Source organism: Variovorax sp. Sphag1AA (assembly GCF_014192575.1).
Lineage (GTDB): Bacteria > Pseudomonadota > Gammaproteobacteria > Burkholderiales > Burkholderiaceae_C > Variovorax.
In genome coordinates, this window is the sequence record NZ_JACHYC010000007.1 from 409,063 (window position 1) to 428,894 (window position 19,832).

Below are 19,832 nucleotides of genomic sequence, written 5' to 3' on the forward strand. Positions count from 1 at the left end.
CGCGAACAGTCTGCCCCAAATCGTGAGGGTGTTTGATTGGGGCATTGCAGCGTGCAAAACGACCTCCGGGTGAGACCCCCGATCGAACCGGGCCGCGTGGATCAAAGACCACGTTCAAGGCGCCCCAATTCCGGAATCCACTGCGAGACGGCTGGCCAGACACTTCCCCACATAAGCAGACCTACGATGCCCGCAACGGCGATGCATAGCGTTGCCCGGACCAGCTTGCCGACCAAGTCCGGATTGCGAGTTCGCAGAACGAACGAGAGGCTGAACGCGAGACTTGTGAATGAGGCCAGCACCGCCCCAATACCAGCGACACTGGGCGAGATGCTCCCTTGAGATGTGAGCGCTGCAGCGGCGGCTACCGCGCTGGCGCTGGACATCAGGCCGCCGACTACGCAGACGAAGTAGAACCCCAGATCGCCGAACTGGTGCTGGGTCAATCCGCCGACCACATGCAGCACCAGGAATACGACTCCGTACTTGAGCGCCAGAGGCAAGGAGAAGGGCAGTTCGAGCTTGATCTCCGGCGACTTCTCGCCAAGACGGTGCCGTCGCCGCCCATAGCTCCACGTCACGATGGCAATGCTTGTCAGCAGCATCAGTGCGAACGCGGCCAGCGAGCCGAGCAGGGCCAACGGCGCAAGGATCAGAAGCAGGATCGCGTTGCGCATGATCATTGCGGACGTCGCCAGAAGGATTCCTCGATACGCTGAATCCACTGTTCCTTCTGGCGACTGTTTCACGCGCGAGGACAACTCGATCACAGTGAAGTTGCTGTTCACCAGTCCACCCAGGAAGCCCGAAAGCTCCGTGCCACGGGTCCCATACAGCTTCCAGAGGATGTAGTTCACGAAGCCGATGCTCGCGATGAGGATCACTGTCACCCAAGCTGCGCGGGGGTCCACGAGCTTCCACGGCCCGACCGGGCCCGCTGGCAAGGCTGGGTAGATCACGATGGCCAGAATGGCCAACAGGAGGGCGGAGCGCATTTCGCCCTCGGTCAATCCGGTGGAGAGGCCGGCCAAACGTTCCTTCCAGGCCAAGAGTGCCGTCGCGATGACCATCACGGCGGCCGGGGAGATGGTGTGGCCCTGGCCGCAGAGAATGCCGGCGACGCAGGTGACAAGCATCGCGGCTGACGTGGTCAACTCAGTCCCTTGTCCCGCGCGCAGCGTCTGCACGTTCAGAAGGACAGCCAGCATCCCGACCAGCGCCAGGATCAAGAGCGCGAACGCGACGCCGAGAGATCCGCCCAGCGCGCCGAGGAGCGCTATGAATCCGAAAGTGCGCAGCCCGGCTTCTTTGCCGCGCCGCTCGCGCTCCAGTCCGATCAGAAGGCCCAGCGCGAGGCTGAGCGCCAAGCGCACGAGAATCTGCAGGTAGGGCCATTCGACATTGGGCAGTGCTGGCGGGGGTTCAAACATGACCGCGTCATCGCTCCTTGATCAATGCCACATTCTCATCAAGTGCGCGCGTTCTGGCCATCATCTGTCCTAACCGTCCGGTGGCGGAGTCGACATGCCAGAGTCTCGACTGATGGTCCTGGTGACGAGCTTCGATCGCAGGAAGCGCTCCCCAGCGTGTCACTGGCCAGTTGTCCAACTTCAAGCCCGTCGCATGACGTTGGCGATGGTCCGAAAAGTCAGATCCGCAAACGCGGCGCTGCCTATCGCAACCACTGCCGACATGATCATGTCCAGAGGCCAGTGGATGCCGACGTAAATTCGCGCCCAGGCGAGCACAAACCCAAACGCAGTCAAGACTGCGGATAGAGACCACTTCCCTTTCATCGCAAAGACGGCTGCAATGACCCAGACAAACGTCACATGCGAACTAGGCATCGAGTTGTTCGCTGCATGATGCACAAGAGCTGGCCCAAAGCCGGCGGCAAACGGGCGGTCATGGTACGCGTGGGCATTGCAGAGCGCCTCTACGATCCAGCCGAGCAACCATGCGACGGCAATCGTGGCCATGAATCTCACGTCTCGTGCCCGATACAGGTAGACCGCCGTCACCAGGACCGCCACGTATACCGGGCAGTTCAGACAACACGATGCCTGACGCGACGACGAACTTCGTCGCAGTGGGTGAAGCGCGCAGGTATTCGAGCCCAGAGACATTCCAAGTCTCCAAAAGAGGCAGGCTATACATTCGGGATTTCGAGGAACATGAGGACGAGGCCGCGACAGGGCCGTGCGGCTAGGGCGCTCTGCGGCCCTATTTGTTCTGGCGAACAATGGTTACCGCGCAATACGCATAGGCGACGACCTGCCTTGCCACCGAGCCGATGAGCCATCGCTCGAACAATGTGTGCCCGCGATGGCCGACTACGATGTGGTCGATGGCATGCTGTTCGGCGTAACGTACCAACTGCTCTGCTGGATGGCCGATCACAAGCTGCGAATGTGCAGCCAAGCCATCGTTGGCCAACCTCACTTTGAGGGCAGAGAGGACGCGGTTGTAGCGACGCTGTACGTCTTCGAGTGCCGCCTCCGTTTCGACTTCGTCGCCGAAGTCCGGCGGTCTCGCGACAACCAATGCATGCAGTTCGGCCGCGTAGCGCTTGGCCATCTCAGCCGCGAAGCCGTATGCGTTGTCGGAAGACGCCGAACCGTCATAGCCCAGGAGAATCCTGCGAATCATGATGCCCTCCTTGCTGCGGTGCTACCGCTTTCCTCGCTCAGGGCTGGCGCTTCACCGGGATCCGCTGCCTGTGAGTCGATGAGATGACGTGGAAGGAAGAAGGCGTTGGCAATCAGGGTGGGAACGACGGCGCTCAGGATCACGGTTGCGACCAATGCCGAGTACTGTGCCTGGTTGATGACGTCGTGAGAGAGTCCGAACAAGGCGGCGATGGTCCCGAACGTCAGCCCGGTTGACATAAGCAGCGTCGTGTACGCGGCTTCGCGTCGTGGAGCTGCGTACAGACGTGTGACGGGATAGACGCCGACGATCTTCGTAACCATCTTGGCGATGAGAAGGATCAGCATTGCTGCCGGCGCTGCAACGAGGGCCGGAATTGAAACCAGCGATCCGGCGCGGATGAAGTAGAACGGTGTCAGCAGCCCGAAGGTCAGGGTTCTCAGGCGTCGCACCAGTACATGGTCCTTGCCGACCGTGCCTGCAAGCACCATGCCGATCAGGTACGCGGGAAGCACCGCCTCGCTGTCGGCCCAAGTTGCAAGCGCACCCATCCCGAAGAGGCACAGCATCAGGAACTTGGCCTCAAGTTCAGACGGACGCCCGCCGTAGCGACGAAAGAACCAAGGCGTGATGATGGGCAGGACGACGAACACGACGATGCCGGCGCCGAGAAAGATCAAAGTGCGCACGCTAAACGGTGCGAAGAGCAGACCTAGCGCAACCACGGTCGCAAGGTCGGTCACAAAGCAGGCGGCCAACACTGTCTTGCCGTAGTCGGAACGGTTGATGCCGAACTCCAGCATGACCGCATAGACGACAGCCACGGACGTCGTGGACATGGCGATCCCTGCAAGCCAGCTCGCCTGACCTGACCAACCGAGTACGAAGCGCGCGATCGCCGCGCACCCGAGAAACGGACCAAGGAAGCTGATGAAGCCGATCGCGCCGGCTTGCTTCCACTGCCGCTTGAATACGACCGGATCGAGTTCGGCACCCGCCAGGAAAGTGAGCACGATGGCACCGGCTCCCGCAAGGAATTTCAGCCACGAGGCATCCCCCGCCAAGATCGTGCTGCTCAACAAGGCGCCGATGACCAGCTGGGCGATGGTGCCGACGACGATTTCGGAGAGAGCCGTCGCCACTTTCAGCCATATGGAAAGGAGCGTCGCGAGGAGTGCCAGTCCGAGCCAGAGGGCAGCTTGAGCCCAGATCTCGGTCATGGTGCACCATCCCCTGCCGAAGCGGCTCCAATGGAGGGGTCCCCGGTCTTCGGATTGATGACCCCGAAAACGGCCGGCACGCGCGCGTAGAAGACCCGAACACTTTCCTTCTGCAGGAGCGCGAGGAGCTTGGTAGCTTCGTCATCCGTGACGATGAACTCCACCTCGACGGTCATCGTGCCGGCCAGCTCGAAGAAGTGGTCCTCATGAAGAATGTGGTGGCTGCCGAAGCCTGCCATCGCCCGAAACGCAGAGCCGCCGCGGATTCCGAGTTTGTTCGCCTCCTTGAGCAGCCATTCCCAGACGAGCGTGTGGTGGACGCGTTGATTCTCGTGCACGTAGAAGCGCAGGAAAGATCCGTTCATGGCTAGGGCTCCTTGTGGGTCGCACAGACAGGGCCTGGCGCATGCCCGACGCTGCCTGTTGAGCGCGGTGGGAGAAAGGTTGCTTCGTTCACGTCCGATCCCTTCTTCGCATGGAGTGGGTGGGCGTTGAACGGGCTGAAAACAAAAATGCCTACCGCACCCGAGTTGAGCTTGGTAGGCATCATCAGCCGTTAGGCGGTTAAAGGAGGTATGCCATCTCCCTTACTGGTCATTCTAGCGAACACCGGCCGAACCAGCAATTTGGGCGTTCGGGCTCGGTGTCGCACCACGCATTGGTGATCAAAGTTGCTCGCATCAGGCCGCTACCGTGGCGCCCTGAGCCTTCTCGGCGCGCGGATCGTGCCCGATGAGCAGAACCAGGATGAAGGCCACGACGGCCAAGAGTGCCAAGAAGAGCACCGCATAGAAGTCGTTGCCCATCTTGTCTTTCAGAAGGCCGAAGATGGTCGGTCCGATGTAGCCACCAAGGTTGCCGATCGAATTGATCCAGGCAATGCCGGCAGCGGCGGCCACGCCACTCAGCAAGGCGGTTGGAATCGTCCAGAACACGGGCAACGCCGTGAAGATTCCGAACGCTGCGAGCGTCACTGCGGCCATTTTGGGGATCGGCGATGCAATTTCTGCGGCCGCTACGAGGCCCACGATGATGCAGACCAGTGGCACCAGGAGGAACCACTTGCGTTCGCGACGCGCATCCGACCAGCGCGTCCATAGCACCATTGCGATGGCGCCGACAAGGTAGGGGAATGCGTTGATGAAGCCGATCTCGACATTTGTGAGACCACCGAATCCCTTGATGATCTGTGGGAGAAAGAATCCAAGGCCATAGAGAGGCACCGTGATGCCCATGTAGACGAAGCCGAGGCCGATCACGCGCCAGTTGAAAAGCGTCTGCTTCCAGGAGATCTTGTGGAGGGACTCGCGATTGCGGCGTTCTGCGACCAGGGTCCCTTTCAGCCAGGCGCGCTCGTTCGTGCTGAGCCACTTCGCATCGTCTGGACCATCCGGCAGATAGAAGAGAACGACGAGGGTTAGGACCAGCGCCGGGATGGCTTCAAGGATGAATAGCCACTGCCAGCCCCGCAGGCCCGCAATGCCGTCCATGTTGAGGATGTAGCCCGAGATCGGTGAGCCGATCACCGTCGAGATCGGCACTGCAAACATGAACCAGCCAACGATGCGGGCACGGTATTGCGACGGAAACCAGAGCGTGAGATAGAAGATCACGCCCGGAAAGAACCCCGCTTCGGCGGCGCCGAGGAGGAAGCGCACGACGTTGAAGCTCGTCGCGCCCGCCACCCACGCCTGTGCTGCGGAGAGGATCCCCCAGGTAAACATGATGCGCGCGATCCAGCGACGAGCGCCGAACCGCTCCAGCGCGAGGTTGCTTGGCACCTCAAGGAGGAAGTACGCGATGAAGAAGATGCCCGCAGCATTGCCGAACACGGTGCTTGTAAATCCGAGGTCCTTGGACATCGAGGCGCCGGCGAACCCAAGGTTGACGCGGTCCAGGTATGCAACGAAATAGGCAATCATCAGCAGCGGCAAGAGCCGCCAACTGATCTTCGAGATGGTGGTCTGTTCTATTGCATTCATTTGTTCTCCAGAGTTGTTATAGGTCCGATGCACCTTGTTGATCTGATGCGCCGGAACGCTTTGTCGGCACAAGGCCGCTTGGTACGCCGGGCGGACGTCGTCTGCGCGGCGATTGGGGATGGCCGGTGCTCCGGATGAGGCGGCCATAGTGTTCCTTCTTAACGCACTGAGAGGCGCGACCCCGAAGCCATGCCTGCTGCATGGATGCGGTACCGCCAGCCAGTGCAAGTCAGGGAGTGAACTGGATCTCGCATCGATAGAGGACGGCCCGAACCTTCTGAAGCTCTTCGGCATGCTCGCGAAGGAACTTGCGGAGACGGCTTTCCGTGTCGATCAGTTCAATGCACTGAGGGATGCGCCCTGAGGTGCTCTCGAAATGGTGATGCGTCATCTTGTCACCTGGCAGATAGCCCGAGTCGATCCGATGCATCACGGCTTGATGGATATGCGCTCGGCGCGCGCACTGCAGCAGGTGATGCCCGAGGGCGGGAGCGCTCAGGCGATGCCAGAAGCGCGTTCCCCGTGCGCGGGCGGACAGGGGAAAATAAAGACGCAGCGAGGCCATTTCACTCATGATTTCTCGATCTCTTCAACGGGTAGGGAGGTTTTCGAAGCGGTTGCGGCGCGCGATTTGCGTCGATAGGCGGGGACGTCGCTCAGCTTCAGGCCTTCGGGCACATGGCGATGTTTGGCATGACCCACGCGCTGTGCGCGGTAGATCCCTGTGTGACCGGAAAAGAGGTAGGCGAGAACACAGGCCACGACTGCGTAGACCCCTATCTCGGCGCCGAACAATTCGATGGCCATGAGCGTGCAGGCCAGGGGCGTGTTCGCCGCGCCGGCAAAGACCGCGACGAAGCCGAGCGCTGCAAGCAGGGGAACCGGCATATGCAGGAGCGGCGCCATCGCGTTGCCCAGCGTGGCGCCGATGTAGAACAGTGGCGTGACCTCTCCGCCCTTGAATCCGGTGCCGATGGACGCCACGGTGTAGGCCATCTTGGCCGCGAAGTCCCATGGCGCCACCGGTTGGGAGAAGGACTCGACAATGACCGGAATGCCGAGACCTGCGTAGCGAGGACCGCCCACGGTCCACATGGCGGTCGCGATCAGCGCGCCGCCAATGAGAGGGCGCAGCGGTGCATAGGAAATGTACCGCTTAGCGAAACCGGAGAGCCAGTGCGTCGCATCGGCAAAGAGCATGCCGACGATGCCGAAGACACCGCCGGCCAACAGCACCGCGGTGACGCCCCAAACGCTCAGCGGCGGTATGGTGCCTGCCACGTAGTGGGTGTGATGCACGCCCAGGAAGTGCGTCGTCTGCGCACCGACGATTGCTGCGACGACGCAGGCGAGCAGCGCGTCGTAGCGCAACTTGCCAATTGCGAGGACCTCCAGTCCAAAGAGAGCGCCGGCCAGGGGCGTTCCGAAGATGGATGCGAAGCCGGCGCTGATGCCCGCCATCAGGAGGATGCGGCGGTCCTCATGCTTGAGCTTGAACGCGTGAGTAACTTGGTCCGCGAGCGCGCCGCCCATCTGCACAGCGGTGCCTTCTCGACCGACGGAAGCGCCGACCAGATGGGAGAGGACGGTGCTTCCCAGGATGAGCGGGACCATGCGCAGTGGTATGACCTTCTGCGGATCGTGGATCTCGTCGATCAGGAGGTTGTTGCCAGCCTCAACGCGCTGGCCGACCTTGAGGTAGAGCCAGCTCACCACGAAGCCGGCAATGGGCATGCACCAGATCAGCCACTGATGCGATTCGCGTGTCGAGGTCGCAGCCTCGAGAGCCAGGAGGAAGACAGCGGATGCGGCGCCTGCCAGCGCGCCCACGGCCGTCGACAGCAACAGCCATTTCGTCGCGTGCGGAAAGAGCGCGAGCTGTTCAGGGTGTTTGGAATACATCATCGAATCAAAGTGTTGAACACACCTGATCGATGACGCTTGGCGCACGCCTACAGCGACCTGGTCGACCAGGACTCCGTAGGCATCATCAGCTCCGCAACTGTCGCTGCGGGCGGTTCGGGGAGGAATGCCATCTCCGTAGCGGCGATTCTAGCAATACAACGCGCAGGCCCTTCGCTGGCGAAGTTTGCGGGCGCCGTGTGTGGCATCCAGCCGATGGTGGTCCATGTTGATCCGACAGCCGAATACCCGTCGCAAGAGAGGTCTGCAAGCTCAAGTGGGTAGGATTGGCGCGGTCAAAAGCGTTGACGCTGCTGACGGGGCGGCGGCTGCCTGTACAGAATGAGGAGGTGAACGGATGGTGGGATTCGTTGTGGTGAGCGGCCTTCCTGCCAGCGGCAAGTCCACGGTCGCAAGAAGTCTGGCGGACCAACTCTCCATCCCGCTTCTCGACAAGGATGACTTTCTTGAGGCACTCTTTCCCCCCGCAGGTGTCGATGATGAAACTCTGCGTCGCAAGCTCAGCCGACAAGCTGATGAGGAGTTCCGCTATGCGGCAACGCGCTTGTCGGGCGCTCTCCTGACATCTTGGTGGCGCCATCCAGGCTCATGCCGCGATTCCGGGACACCTACCTCGTGGTTGGGGACACTCCAGGCGCCTTTGGTGGAGGTACATTGCCGCTGTTCCGCAAGAGCGGCCGTAGCCAGGTTTGTTGCGCGGTCTCGGCATCCTGGCCACCGTGATGGTGTACGGTCGCACGCTGAGTTGGTGGCGAGTTTCGAAGAACAAGAAGCGCTGGGCTCCCTCGGCTTGGGCTATTGCATAGACGTCGATACCGAAAGCGAAGTGCAGACCCGCGGGGTGGGTCTAGCCGTCGCTCAAGCGCTGGTCGAGCTTTCCGGCTGATGGCCTGGGCGACCGTCGAGTGTCCGTCTGGCGAGGCGCCGAAGCGTCGGCCTTCTGATCTGTCGGTATTGCGCTGGCCGATCAAGGTACAACCATTACAGTACATGGCGCTCGATCGATGACACGCTTCGCTGTCGACAGCTCCATGCAACGCTGCAAGAGATTTCGGTGCCGGTGGCCCATGACGATGGGGTCAGCCTCGAGGCGCGTGGCGACTTCGACGATGGTCGGTGCTGTGATGCCGTCAACTACCTCAATATCGAGCTCCACACCCACCGCGGCCGCCCGTTCGCGCAAAGGTTTCATGCGAGCCCAGCTGATCACGCGAAGCTTGTCGTGCATCACGTGGGTCTCAGCTTCCGGTGCCCAGACGACTGTAAGGACGTAGAGCTTTGAAGCACGCTGGCGCGCCATGTCCAGAGCCGTCTGGAAGGCATGATCTGCGGGGTCGGTACCGTCGTAGGCTAAAAGAATGGGATGGTTCATGGTCACTCGCCTCCTGCTGGCCTGCCAGCGTCCGCTCAGTACGACTGCTTGCGCGGAATGACCCTCCGAACGCCACCACGAGGTTCGGGTGTGTCTCCGTTGTATCGAGGGATCAGGTGCACATGGACATGCCCGATCGTCTGGCCCGCGGCGTCGCCCACATTCACGCCGACGTTGAAGCCGTCAGGGTGGTGATCTTTGCGGACGCGCTCGTGCGCCTGCAGTAGCAACGCCATGAGCGCTTCACGCTCGGCCGGCGTGACCTCGAAGAAGTCCGCGACATGCCGGCGCGTGAGAACCAGGAGATGTCCCGGCGACACTGGATTGATGTCCCAGCGCGCGAATGCGAGAGCGTTCTCCAACACGGGCTCACCGGGTGCGCAGAATGGGCAGTTCAGGTTTTCCATGACGGTCTCGCGCTAGGTCTTGATGGTCACCAAGTTGATCAGCAAGATGCCGATCGCGGTGAGGAACAGTGAACCGGCCAGATGCAAGCTGGCGGCTCCCAGTGCCCACCAGTACTGTTGCCGGCCGATCAATGTGACGATCTCGAAAGAGAAGGTCGAAAAGGTCGTCAAGCCGCCCATGAATCCAGTGATCACGAGCAGTCGCCATTCAGGCGGCAGGCTTGAGTTGTTCTGAAAAAAAGCGCTGGCGACACCGACCAGCAGCCCGCCAATCAGATTGGCGGCGACGGTTCCCATCGGGATGGTCGGGAAGACGGGGTTGAGCCAACTTCCCAACCACCAGCGCAGTAGTGCACCGAGCCCGGCACCACCGAAGACAACCAATGCTGAAAGACCGCTCATGTCGCTCCTTGTCCGATAGGACCCTGGCGACGTCGGTCTGGCAAGAGGCGCATTGAGCGCACGTGATGCCTACACCACCCCGCCAGGGGTTGGTCGTAGGCATCATCAGCCCTCGCGGGCGGTTTCGGAGGTATGCCATCTCCGTCGAAAGTCAGTATATCGGCGTGCTACGACACCGGCAATTTGCCTGATATTCGCTTTAGACGATGCGCAGCCAGGCCCCCAGGACCGCAACGATCCCGCCGGCCAGCGCGAACGCGATGGCCCAGCACGACTTGCAGCTCCTCGTTGCATAGCCGACGCCCGAGCCGAAGAGCATCAGACAGAGGATCGAAGCGACGATCGCGTTCTGCCGCGATCCCGGTACCACGCTCGCAACCAACAGCGGCAAGGATGCGCCGACGAACGCGCAGGAGCCTGCCAGGAGCGCCGCCCCAAGGGAGTCTCTCAGCGCGATTTGGCCGAGGCGGCTGCTCACGATTCGCCCGTGATGGGTCAGGTTCAACTGCTGGGCAATGTGCACCAGCTGTCCGCGCTGTCGCGCGTACTCGGCGGCGAAGAAGACCACCACCTCCGGACATCCCGCCACGATGCCGACTCTCACGGCAAGGTCGAGATCCAGCAAGGCGCTTCCATCGAGAATCTTTCCGGTGGCCAGGATCAGCGCGGTGAGCATGCCTTCGGCGAGGCCGGTGACCAGGAAAAAGAGATGCTCACGCTGAAGGGCCCATTTCGCTGTCACGTCCGACCCCGTTTGATCTCCTCCACGATCCGGTCGCCGGCCACGAGTTGATCGATGCTGTGCACCACCGCCCCAACGTGCTCGATGGCGTTCACGAAATCCTCGTACACGAGGTTTTGTCCTTCGATCGTGACGTTGAAGCCCACGGTCTCAATATCGATCTCGGTGACTGTGAGGTTGACCGACTCAACCCCCTTGACGCTGCTTATCGCATCGGCGAGGTCGATCAGGGTCGGCGTGCTGACGGCCTTGTCCACGTCCAGCACGAGTCTGCGAACGTTCATGTGTGGTCTCCTTTCTGCTATGCGACCCGCTCTCGATCGTTGGGCGGAGCGCGCAAGCTCTCCAGGTCGCCGGCAATGCGTTGCGGGAGGCTCTGCAGCCGACGTCGCTCGTGAAGGAAGGCGAGCTGCAGTCGCTCAAGGGCATCGATGCGCCACAACCCGAGACCGACCAGGTGGTTCGCAAGCTCGGTGTAGACGAGCATTCGCAAGCCGCGACTTGCCAATACGCGTTGTACCCACCACCGCAAGGGCCAGATTCCGAAGGCCGCGAACCAGGGCACTGGAAGGACTGTGCTCGGAAGCCGCGCGACCCCGGTAAACGCCGGGGCGTCCCTGACCTGAAAAGTCTCCGGGTCAGGGGCGCCACCCGAGCGCCTCAACGCATCGACACAGCCGTCGGCGAGGGTACGAATCTCGTTGGACACATCATTCGTCTCGGTGCCCGCCCGGGCCGTCAGAGAGGCCGCGATCAACGAGGTGAGGTCCAGCACCGGATCGATGCCTGTCCTCCCGAGAACGGCCGCGTTGTGCGCCACCTCTGCGATCAGGCAGTGTGTCAGTCGCCTGGCATCGGCTTGTAGCGAGGCCCTCTTGCTGGCAGCTTGTTCTAGGGTTGAGCGGACTTGCTTCAGCGATTCATCGGCCTGCGCAGGAGACTCGGGCGTGTCGGAGAGCCGTCGCTCCAGGGCGTCGACGACCGCCGTCCGCAAGGCTTGGAGCTTCCTTTGCACTGAAACCTGTCGTAGCGTCTCGCGCTGCGCGATGCACGGCTCGAGCCCGCGCACGATCCAGTCGTCCCTCAAATCCGCATCGTTGCCGAGACAGCTGACGAAGAAGATCGGGATGTCGATGCCGTTGCGAACCAGCAGTTGATCGATGACATGGCCGCAGACGGTCCATCGGTCCTCCTTGCTGAGCCTATCCGCCTTGCTGAGAAGCACGATGACCTTCGACCCTGAGCGCAGCAGTGCGCCGATCACGGTCGCTTCAGTCATTGAGAGTGTTCCCGAGACGTCGATCAGGACGATGCCAAGGTCGCACGCGGGCATTGTCGCGATGGTCTCATCGGAAAGAGGCGGTGTGTCGACCAAGGTGATGCCGTTCTCAAGCCGGCCGATTGGTAGTTCCATGACCACGCGAGAGATCCTCTTTCCATTGTCGGGATTGAAGTGTTCGGCCGCGAATTCCGCGATTCGATCGGGCGAAAACGACTCTTTGGACCCGCCGGCAACCTGGGCTTCACCTCGCGCTCGGCCTGCGTGGCGCAACACGATCGGCGCCGTCGTGACGGGTGTGGGGCCGACCGGCAGGACCGCGCTTCCGAGCAGGTAGTTCAGCAAGGTCGATTTGCCCGAATTGGCGGTTCCGAACACCGCGACCATGTAGTCGCCGGCATGAATGCGATCTGCGAGCGAATCGAGTGGCGCGCGAAGTGCGACGAAGCCGTACGTGATGACCATCCGGTGCAGCTGATCCATCTCCGTGCCGGTGGTGGGCCTCATGCTGTCGCCCGCTGTGTCAGAGCCTGCATCGAAAAGGGCCCGTTGTAGATCCCCTAGCGGCCCGAGCAACTGCGCGACGATGCGATGCAGCTCGGCTTCCTCCGTGTCGCGCAGTTGAAGGCCCTCGACGCGCATGGCGCTCGGACCCAGCCCGATCAAGGTGCTCCTTGCCTGATGCAACGCTGTCCTGACATCGCACAGAGCGCTGGTGCCAGGTGGCGGTGCGACGAAATGATGCTTCGCAAGGATCCGCTCCATCTCGGCGCGAAGACGTTGCGTTCCTTCCTCGAGCGCGCGGCGTTGCAGGGGCCCGATGTCGGCGACCCGAATGGGGAACGGAGAGCACCTCTCGGCCGCATCGACACATTGCAGAACCTCGGTGAGCAACCCATCGAGGCGTGCGAGGCGTGATTGCAAGCGGGAACGGCTGTGCTCGGAGAGTTCGCTCCCGGGGGGGCCACCGGAAAGCAAGCTTCGAAGCGACTTGCCCATCGGCGTGGCGTCGGTTCTGCGCATCGATCACTCCCGCGACTAGAACGTGCGCACCTTGGGCGCCACACTTTCGACGGTCAAGGGCTGAAGACGAACCGGCTTGTAGTCGAGGCGATTGCCCTCGCGATACCACAAGGTGTGCTTCAGCCACTCGACATCGTTGCGGCCCAAGGGGTAACGGGCGTCGTCGACCGGGTACTCATAGTCCATCACCATGTGCGCTCCACGACATTCATGGCGCGCCGCCGCAGAGACGATCGTGGCCTGAGCGACCTCAATGAGGTTCTCGACCTCCAGCGCTTCGATGCGAGCGGTGTTGAAGACCCTGGAGTTGTCTGCAAGGCCGATTCGTTTCGTGCGCTCAGAAAGCTCTGCAACCTTGACCACTCCTTCGTCCAGGCTGGCCTGGGTCCGGAATACCGCGGCGTGCTGCTGCATCGTGGCTCGGATGTCGTCGGCGACCTTCTGCGAATACTCGCCCGTAGAAGAGCCGTCGAGCCTCGAGAGCCTTGCAAGAGAGCGCTCCGCTGCATCTTGCGGGAGGTCCTTGTGCTCGCGGTCGTCCCGAGCCTGCGCGACGATATGGTTTCCCGCCGCGCGGCCGAACACCATCAGATCAAGCAGCGAATTGCAACCGAGGCGATTCGCGCCGTGGACGCTGACGCACGAGCATTCGCCGACCGCATAGAGACCCTCAACGACAGAGTTCGGCTCGCCGGCCCTCGGCACGACCACCTGCCCGTTCATGTCGGTCGGGATGCCTCCCATCTGATAGTGCAACGCGGGTACGACGGGGATCGGGTATCGCGTGATGTCGACATTGGCGAAGTTCTGTCCGATCTCGAAGATCGAAGGCAGCCTCTTCATGATCGTCTCGCTTCCGAGATGCGTCATGTCCAACATCACGTAGTCCTTGCGTGGGCCGCAGCCGCGGCCTTCCTTGATCTCCTGGTCCATGGAGCGCGAGACGAAGTCGCGTGGCGCCAAATCCCTGAGCGTCGGGGCATAGCGCTCCATGAATGGCTCGCCATCCGCATTGCGCAGGATGGCCCCCTCGCCGCGGCACCCTTCAGTCAGCAACACGCCAGCGCCGGCCACCCCCGTTGGGTGGAATTGCCAGAATTCCATGTCCTGCAGGGGGATGCCTGCCCGCGCTGCCATGCCCATGCCGTCGCCCGTGTTGGTGTAGGCGTTGGTTGAAGCCGCGAAGATCCGCCCGCCGCCTCCTGTGGCGATCATGGTTGTCTTCGCCTGAAGGATGTGGATGTCCCCCGTCTCGATCTCGAGCGCGGTGACGCCGAGCGCCTCGCCCGCAGCGTTCTGGATCAGATCGAGCGCCATCCACTCGACGAAAAAGGTCGTGCGTAGCTTGACGTTCTGCTGATAGAGGGTGTGGAGCAGGGCGTGGCCGGTGCGATCCGCTGCAGCGCAGGCGCGCTGAACCGCCTTCTCGCCGTAGTTGGCCGTGTGTCCGCCGAACGGGCGTTGATAGATCGTCCCGTCCGGATTGCGATCGAAGGGCATCCCAAAATGCTCAAGCTCATAGACAAGCGTCGGCGCCTCGCGGCACATGAACTCAATGGCGTCCTGGTCTCCGAGCCAGTCGGACCCCTTGATGGTGTCATAGAAGTGGTAGTGCCAGTTGTCTTCGCTCATGTTCGCAAGCGACGCCGCGATTCCACCTTGCGCGGCGACTGTGTGGGAGCGCGTGGGAAACACCTTGGAGACCACGGCCACGTTGAGACCGGCGCGCGCCAGCTGCAGCGAGGCCCGCATGCCTGCTCCGCCGGCGCCCACGATCACCACATCGAACTTGCGTTTCGGGACGGAAGAGATTGGCAGCATGGCGGTCTTCACGAGCCTGGAAGGATCGACGAGACCGAAGCGATTGACGCATGGATGTGCGCTATGCGCGCAGCACGCCTACACCGCCCGCTTCGGGGCCTGGTAGGCATCATCGGCCCTCACGGGCGGTTCTCGGAGGCATGCCATCTCCGCTGCGACCCAGTATATCGATGAGGCCATGCCGCAGCAAACACACTGCTGCTTCAGCGGCTGCCTGCTGCAGAGAATTGCGAACCGTGGGGCGCACTCGTATAGTGGCCCTTTGGAGATGACATTCCTCCACCTCGTGAAACCGCCGCACCGGCTGATGATGTCTACGCCACCCAACTTGGGCGCGGAGGCACGTGCGGATGTGGAACAAATCCATTCTCGAGGCGATCGATCCCCTTGCAGAACGACCATGTGGCGCCGGAGCGCACACTGCCGGCTGGCCACCGACCGCGCACTCTTTCTCTGATGACCCGCTGCGCAGCCGCGCGACTTGGGCTTCCACTACCGACCTCGGCCCAACAAGTTGCGGCTGCCCAATCTGCAGGACATGGCTTGAGAGCCGCGCTTCCTACGCTCTTGCTGCTTTCGGCGACCCGCGTCGATTTACCACGACGAGCGAGTCCGTGGCGGATGCGCTCGGCTTCTGCCATGAGCACAGCCGGGGCCTGCTTGCCGAAGCGCTGGTCCGCGAAGCTGCGGCCCCAGTCTTTGCGAGCGCAATCCGGCAGACCATGCCCCTGTTGTCCGAGCGCAGTTTCGGCGACGCCAAGTTTCAGCAGGTCTATTTTTCGGCCGCGCACGCGTGCCCGGCCTGCACGTTCGAGCGGCGCGCGGTCGGACGCCATGCAGGGCGGGTGAGTAGCGCGTTTGCCGGTTCTTCGACGTCAGACGCCCGCATTGATCACGATCACCACGCGCTGTGCATTTCGCATTTTCGATGTTTGGCACGCAACGTGGAACCAGAGCACCGCATCCTGGCGCTGGGTCGCTACCTCGCCATGCTGGAGCGTGAATCCCAGGAGATCCAGGACCTCGAATCCATCGAGTCAGCGGGTCGATTGGAACTTGAGGACGAAGACGCTGCGCCGAAGTTGCGTGACGTTCTCCGCCTAGTCGCCGAACCGTTCGGTGAGGCGACTTTCGCTCCTTCCTGCTTCGAGGATGTGCTTCCCGACTTGAGTGACCTGGCCGAATTCGTGACGTGCATGGTGGCCTGTCCTGTCTGCATCGAGGTTGAACGAGCACGCCGGAGGTGGCTTGAAACCGTTCGTCAAGGGATTCTGCCTTCCCCCGAGATGTGGCTATTCCTGCCGACGTGTGCGCATCACGTTTCCGTCGCCGCGGCGCTTGGCGAAACTGCGCTGGTGAGGGCAGTCGTCGCGCATTCGCTGCGCGTTGCGCTGGAGCAATTGCAGCAACAGTTGCGTTCCCTGGTGAGCGCGGCGGAATCGGAGGCCGAACTTGCCGCGGCTCGCGCGGTGAAATGGGGGCGACGTCGTCGCCGCAAGAAGACCGACCCGCCGATTCAACACGCGCCGCGGATCGCGCGTTGCCCCGCCTGCGAGCGGCTGGCCGTTGCCGAGCTCCAGGCCACCGCCAGGCTTCTCAAGGCGCTTCGCGTCGAAAGGCATCGCCGCAGTTTCGAGCGTGGCTATGGCTGTGCATGAAGCACCATGCGAGCGCCTATCTGCTTGAGCCCAGAGGGGTCGTTCACTCTCTGCTGGCAGCCGATCAGCGACGGCGGCTGTCCGGACTGGCGGATTTGCTCAAGCAAGACGCCAAGGACGGCGTCGTGCGGGCCATGCATCGGTTCAGCGGCTTCTCATAGCCTCGGTTGCGCCAGGACGTCGGCCACTTTTCACATCTTCTCGGAGATACCTCATGGACACCGCAATTCAATCGATCCGCGCGAGAGAAATCCTCGACTCGCGAGGCAATCCGACCGTCGAGGTCGATGTCCGACTGGAAGGGGGCGCCGTCGCCCGTGCTTCGGTTCCATCGGGAGCCTCGACCGGCGCGCATGAAGCCAAGGAACTGCGGGATGACTATGGCACGCGCTACGGAGGCAAGGGTGTGCGAAATGCGGTAACGCACATCAACCGGGCCATCGCCGACGCGCTTCTCGGCTTGGATGCGCTGGACCAGGGCGCTGTGGACCGAACGATGCTCAGGCTCGACGGTACCGCGAACAAGTCCAAGCTCGGCGGCAACGCGATCCTCGGCGTGAGCCTGGCGGTTGCGCGGGCGGCGGCCGCAGCGTCGCACCTGTCGCTGTTCAAGTATCTGGGCGGCGCATCGGCCTGCCGCCTGCCTGTTCCAATGTTCAACGTCCTCAACGGCGGCGTGCATGTGAACTGGCAGGGCACGGATATGCAAGAGTTCATGATCGCGCCCGTAGGTGCCCCCAGCTTCTCCGAAGCACTCAGATGGGGTGCCGAGATCTACCACCATCTCAAGGCGCTGATGCAGGTGCGAGGTCATTCGACCTCCGTGGGGGACGAAGGCGGATTCGCACCGGCCCTGAAGCGAAACGCCGATGCAATGGACCTGATCCTCGTTGCGATCGAGGCTGCCGGATTTCGGCCTGGCGAAGATGTCGCTCTGGCTCTCGACCCGGCGTCCACCGGCTTCTTTGGGGATGGCGTCTATCACTTGCGCACCGAAGATCGAAAAGTGACCGCCCATGAACTGGTCGCGATGTACGCCGAGTGGATTGGCAAGTATCCGATTTCCGTGCTCGAGGACGGTCTCGCCGAAGACGACTGGGACGGTTGGAGACTCCTGAACGAGGCGCTCGGCCACAAGATCGAACTCGTTGGGGACGATCTGTTCGTCACGAACGTCGAGCGGATCGCTCGTGGCATTCGCGAGAACGTGGCCAACGCGGTGCTGATCAAGCCGAACCAGATCGGCACCTTGACCGAGACGTTTGCGGCTGTGCGCATGGCCTTCGATGCGGGGTGGGGCGCCATGGTCTCGCATCGCAGTGGCGAGACCGTCGACAGCTTCATCGCCGATCTGACGGTCGCCTTGGGAACGGGTCATCTGAAGACGGGTGCGCCTTGTCGAGGCGAGCGCGTCGAGAAATACAACCAACTCCTTCGCATCGAGGAAGAACTGGGCGACTCGGCCGAATATGCGGGGCGCAAGGCATTCGTACGTTGAGAGAGAGCCGAATTTCGAGCCCGTGACTGGTCAGGCGGCGTTGAACGGATGTGACCCCATGAAGAACGATCGTCTGCCGTTTCCCGCGGCTACAGAGCTGCTGGAGCTCCTCGACGATGCGGCCATGGTCCCGGAAGTCCCTGCCGTATCGCTGCGGGCACTGCAGGAGAAGGTGTTGCAGCGCCGATTCAACCTGGCGGTGGTCGGCGAGTTCAAGCGCGGCAAGAGCACGCTGGTCAACGCATTGCTCGGTGCCGAGGTCTTGCCGATGGGAGTGCTGCCGCTCACGTCCGTCGTGACCTTGCTCGGGCATTCAAACGAACCCGGAATCGAAGTGGAGTTCGAGAGCGGTGAAGTGCGCCAAGCGGGAATCGAGGATTTAGCTTCCTACGTGACGGAGGAAGGCAACCCCGGGAACGCGAAGAACGTTCGCCAGGTGACAGTCGGCTATCCGGCGGCCTGGTTGTCGGAGGGAATTCGCCTGGTGGATACGCCTGGGTTAGGGTCGGTCCATCGTCACAACACCGAGGCGACGCGGCGCTTTCTGCCGGAGGCCGATGCCGTGATCTTCGTGGCATCCGTCGACCAACCACTTGGCAAAGCCGAACTCGACTTCATCGTTGACATCCGCCGAAACGAGGGCCGGCTCTTCTACGTTCTCAACAAGATCGATCACCTGAGCGAGAGGGAGTTGTCCGAATCGGTGAGCTTTGTGCGAAGCGTTCTGTGTGACGCTTTGGGCGCGCCGGCGACAGTATTTCCTGTGTCTGCTCGACTGGCCCTAAGAGGAGCGACGGAAGGGGACGAGAGCGCTGTTCAGAGAAGCGGACTCCCGACGTTCACCTCGGAGCTGCGCCGCTTCCTCACAGAGGAACAGTCACGGACCTGGGTCCAATCGGTGCGGCGAAGACTGGCTCGGCTCCTGGAGCGGACGCGACTTTCCGTCGAGCTCGAACTGGCAGGGCTGTCGGATCCATTGAATCTCCTCAATGCCCGGTTGGCCCACCTCGAGACGGGGAAGCGTCGCAGTTTTCAGGCGCAGTCGGAGTTCCGTGCCGTGCTGGAGGAGGCCGGCCGTGTATTCGTCAAGCAGCAGCTAGAACCCGACCTCGCCGCGTTCGGGGAGACTCTGTCAGGCCAATTGGTCGATGCGCTCGATGCTTGGCATCGCGAGTTTCGATCCGCGGGCTCCCGACGTCTTCGGGCCGGGCTCGAAGAGGGGTCTATTGCCATGGTTCGTCAACGCTTTGACCAGTGGCGCGCTCAAGAGGAGAGTGTTGTCGATGATCTATGTGATCGGTTGCGCGAGCGCGTATCCCGGGAACGCACAGAGATTGTCGATGCACTCATGTGCAGCGCTGCGGAACTCTTCAGTGTTCCCCTTTCGAGGGGGGACGGTGAACCCATCGCGACGCACGGGCCGCACTTCCAGTACAAGTTCTGGGAGCAGACCCCGAGTCTGTTCCTCATCACCGATGCGTTGGTCCGGATGCTTCCGCGCGCGCTGGGGCATCCATTGATCCTGCGCCGCGCCCAGCGGCGCGCAATCGATCTCGTGGAAATGCAGGCCGGCAGGATGCGAAGCGCCTTTGAAGCCCGCATCAGGGACAGTATCGCCCTCCTGTTTCGCGAGATGGATCTGTTCCTGCGAGCGGCCGTGCGCGACATCGACGAGGCGATCGACAGAGGCAAGGCGCTACGAGATCTGGACGAAGTCAGGCTCGGCGCGCGACTGGAGTATTTGACGGCATGCAAGGCGAGGCTGCTGTCGATCCTTTCGCGCTGTGAGGCAGCCGAGCCGTCCCCGTCGTGATTCGTAGCCGAAGCTTCTGCAAGCTCTGAGTGCCCGTCCCTAG

At 62.1% G+C, this 19,832-nt stretch carries 20 protein-coding genes and 5 riboswitches; of the genes, 5 read left to right on the forward strand and 15 right to left on the reverse strand.

What is annotated here, in order from left to right:
- Positions 1-101 precede the first annotated feature (101 nt).
- The 8 genes from FHW64_RS27810 to FHW64_RS27845 all read right to left on the reverse strand — a co-directional run bounded on the left by FHW64_RS27810 (position 102) and on the right by FHW64_RS27845 (position 7,756).
- Positions 102-1,430, reverse strand: coding sequence for an MgtC/SapB family protein (locus FHW64_RS27810; RefSeq protein ID WP_184531449.1), 1,329 nt, complete (start codon positions 1,428-1,430; stop codon positions 102-104).
- A 180-nt stretch (positions 1,431-1,610) separates the two neighbouring features.
- A complete protein-coding gene (locus FHW64_RS27815; protein ID WP_221210516.1) occupies positions 1,611-1,979 on the reverse strand; it encodes a phosphatase PAP2 family protein in 369 nt (122 codons plus the stop codon).
- A 244-nt stretch (positions 1,980-2,223) separates the two neighbouring features.
- A complete protein-coding gene (locus tag FHW64_RS27820; protein ID WP_221210515.1) occupies positions 2,224-2,649 on the reverse strand; it encodes a universal stress protein in 426 nt (141 codons plus the stop codon).
- Positions 2,646-3,869 (reverse strand): cation:proton antiporter, encoded by a 1,224-nt coding sequence (locus FHW64_RS27825; RefSeq protein WP_184531451.1) that lies wholly within the window; start codon positions 3,867-3,869, stop codon positions 2,646-2,648. Before FHW64_RS27825 ends, FHW64_RS27820 begins: the two co-directional genes overlap by 4 nt.
- Positions 3,866-4,234 (reverse strand): DUF190 domain-containing protein, encoded by a 369-nt coding sequence (locus tag FHW64_RS27830; RefSeq protein ID WP_184531452.1) that lies wholly within the window; start codon positions 4,232-4,234, stop codon positions 3,866-3,868. Before FHW64_RS27830 ends, FHW64_RS27825 begins: the two co-directional genes overlap by 4 nt.
- Before the next feature lie 168 nt (positions 4,235-4,402).
- A riboswitch (Fluoride riboswitch) is annotated at positions 4,403-4,464 on the reverse strand.
- Between the two features lie 85 nt (positions 4,465-4,549).
- Positions 4,550-5,851 carry an MFS transporter gene (locus tag FHW64_RS27835; RefSeq protein ID WP_184531453.1) on the reverse strand — a complete coding sequence of 434 codons (1,302 nt, stop codon included), beginning with the start codon at positions 5,849-5,851 and terminating at the stop codon, positions 4,550-4,552.
- Positions 5,852-6,080: 229 nt separating this feature from the next.
- A complete protein-coding gene (locus FHW64_RS27840; protein ID WP_260306409.1) occupies positions 6,081-6,416 on the reverse strand; it encodes a DUF190 domain-containing protein in 336 nt (111 codons plus the stop codon).
- A 5-nt stretch (positions 6,417-6,421) separates the two neighbouring features.
- Positions 6,422-7,756, reverse strand: a complete 1,335-nt coding sequence (locus FHW64_RS27845; RefSeq protein ID WP_184531455.1) for a voltage-gated chloride channel family protein — start codon at positions 7,754-7,756, stop codon at positions 6,422-6,424.
- A 69-nt stretch (positions 7,757-7,825) separates the two neighbouring features.
- A riboswitch (Fluoride riboswitch) is annotated at positions 7,826-7,900 on the reverse strand.
- Between the two features lie 211 nt (positions 7,901-8,111).
- On the opposite strand from FHW64_RS27845, the gene FHW64_RS34930 reads away from it, so the two are divergent.
- Positions 8,112-8,660 (forward strand): AAA family ATPase, encoded by a 549-nt coding sequence (locus FHW64_RS34930; protein ID WP_184531456.1) that lies wholly within the window; start codon positions 8,112-8,114, stop codon positions 8,658-8,660.
- 81 nt (positions 8,661-8,741) lie between these two features.
- Here FHW64_RS34930 and FHW64_RS27855 read toward each other — a convergent pair whose 3' ends face one another.
- The 6 genes from FHW64_RS27855 to FHW64_RS27880 all read right to left on the reverse strand — a co-directional run bounded on the left by FHW64_RS27855 (position 8,742) and on the right by FHW64_RS27880 (position 12,618).
- Entirely contained in the window at positions 8,742-9,146 is a 405-nt protein-coding gene (locus FHW64_RS27855) for a universal stress protein (RefSeq protein WP_184531457.1), read from the reverse strand.
- Positions 9,147-9,181: 35 nt separating this feature from the next.
- On the reverse strand, positions 9,182-9,511 hold the full coding sequence (locus tag FHW64_RS27860) for an HIT family protein (protein ID WP_311733377.1): 330 nt from the start codon (positions 9,509-9,511) through the stop codon (positions 9,182-9,184).
- A gap of 54 nt (positions 9,512-9,565) precedes the next feature.
- Entirely contained in the window at positions 9,566-9,955 is a 390-nt protein-coding gene (crcB, locus tag FHW64_RS27865; protein WP_184531459.1) for a fluoride efflux transporter CrcB, read from the reverse strand.
- 89 nt (positions 9,956-10,044) lie between these two features.
- Positions 10,045-10,107, reverse strand: a riboswitch (Fluoride riboswitch).
- Between the two features lie 47 nt (positions 10,108-10,154).
- Complete coding sequence (locus tag FHW64_RS27870; RefSeq protein WP_184531460.1) at positions 10,155-10,631, reverse strand: VIT1/CCC1 transporter family protein; 477 nt, start codon at positions 10,629-10,631, stop codon at positions 10,155-10,157.
- A 62-nt stretch (positions 10,632-10,693) separates the two neighbouring features.
- Positions 10,694-10,981 (reverse strand): DUF211 domain-containing protein, encoded by a 288-nt coding sequence (locus FHW64_RS27875; protein ID WP_184531461.1) that lies wholly within the window; start codon positions 10,979-10,981, stop codon positions 10,694-10,696.
- 17 nt (positions 10,982-10,998) lie between these two features.
- Positions 10,999-12,618, reverse strand: coding sequence for a dynamin family protein (locus tag FHW64_RS27880; RefSeq protein ID WP_184531462.1), 1,620 nt, complete (start codon positions 12,616-12,618; stop codon positions 10,999-11,001).
- Positions 12,619-12,714: 96 nt separating this feature from the next.
- On the opposite strand from FHW64_RS27880, the gene FHW64_RS27885 reads away from it, so the two are divergent.
- Positions 12,715-12,894: a hypothetical protein gene (locus tag FHW64_RS27885; protein WP_184531463.1), complete on the forward strand. Its 180-nt coding sequence runs from the start codon at positions 12,715-12,717 to the stop codon at positions 12,892-12,894.
- A gap of 120 nt (positions 12,895-13,014) precedes the next feature.
- Here the strand turns inward: FHW64_RS27885 and sdhA are convergent, their stop codons facing one another.
- Entirely contained in the window at positions 13,015-14,820 is a 1,806-nt protein-coding gene (sdhA, locus tag FHW64_RS27890; RefSeq protein ID WP_184531538.1) for a succinate dehydrogenase flavoprotein subunit, read from the reverse strand.
- 96 nt (positions 14,821-14,916) lie between these two features.
- Positions 14,917-14,980, reverse strand: a riboswitch (Fluoride riboswitch).
- Positions 14,981-15,075: 95 nt separating this feature from the next.
- Positions 15,076-15,144: riboswitch (Fluoride riboswitch) on the forward strand.
- 290 nt (positions 15,145-15,434) lie between these two features.
- Between sdhA and FHW64_RS27895 the strand changes: the two genes are divergently transcribed.
- From FHW64_RS27895 to FHW64_RS27905, 3 genes are all read left to right on the forward strand, one after another.
- Positions 15,435-16,478 carry a hypothetical protein gene (locus FHW64_RS27895; RefSeq protein WP_184531464.1) on the forward strand — a complete coding sequence of 348 codons (1,044 nt, stop codon included), beginning with the start codon at positions 15,435-15,437 and terminating at the stop codon, positions 16,476-16,478.
- A 214-nt stretch (positions 16,479-16,692) separates the two neighbouring features.
- A complete protein-coding gene (gene eno / locus FHW64_RS27900; RefSeq protein WP_184531465.1) occupies positions 16,693-17,976 on the forward strand; it encodes a phosphopyruvate hydratase in 1,284 nt (427 codons plus the stop codon).
- Positions 17,977-18,034: 58 nt separating this feature from the next.
- Entirely contained in the window at positions 18,035-19,789 is a 1,755-nt protein-coding gene (locus FHW64_RS27905) for a dynamin family protein (protein WP_184531466.1), read from the forward strand.
- Positions 19,790-19,832 lie beyond the last annotated feature (43 nt).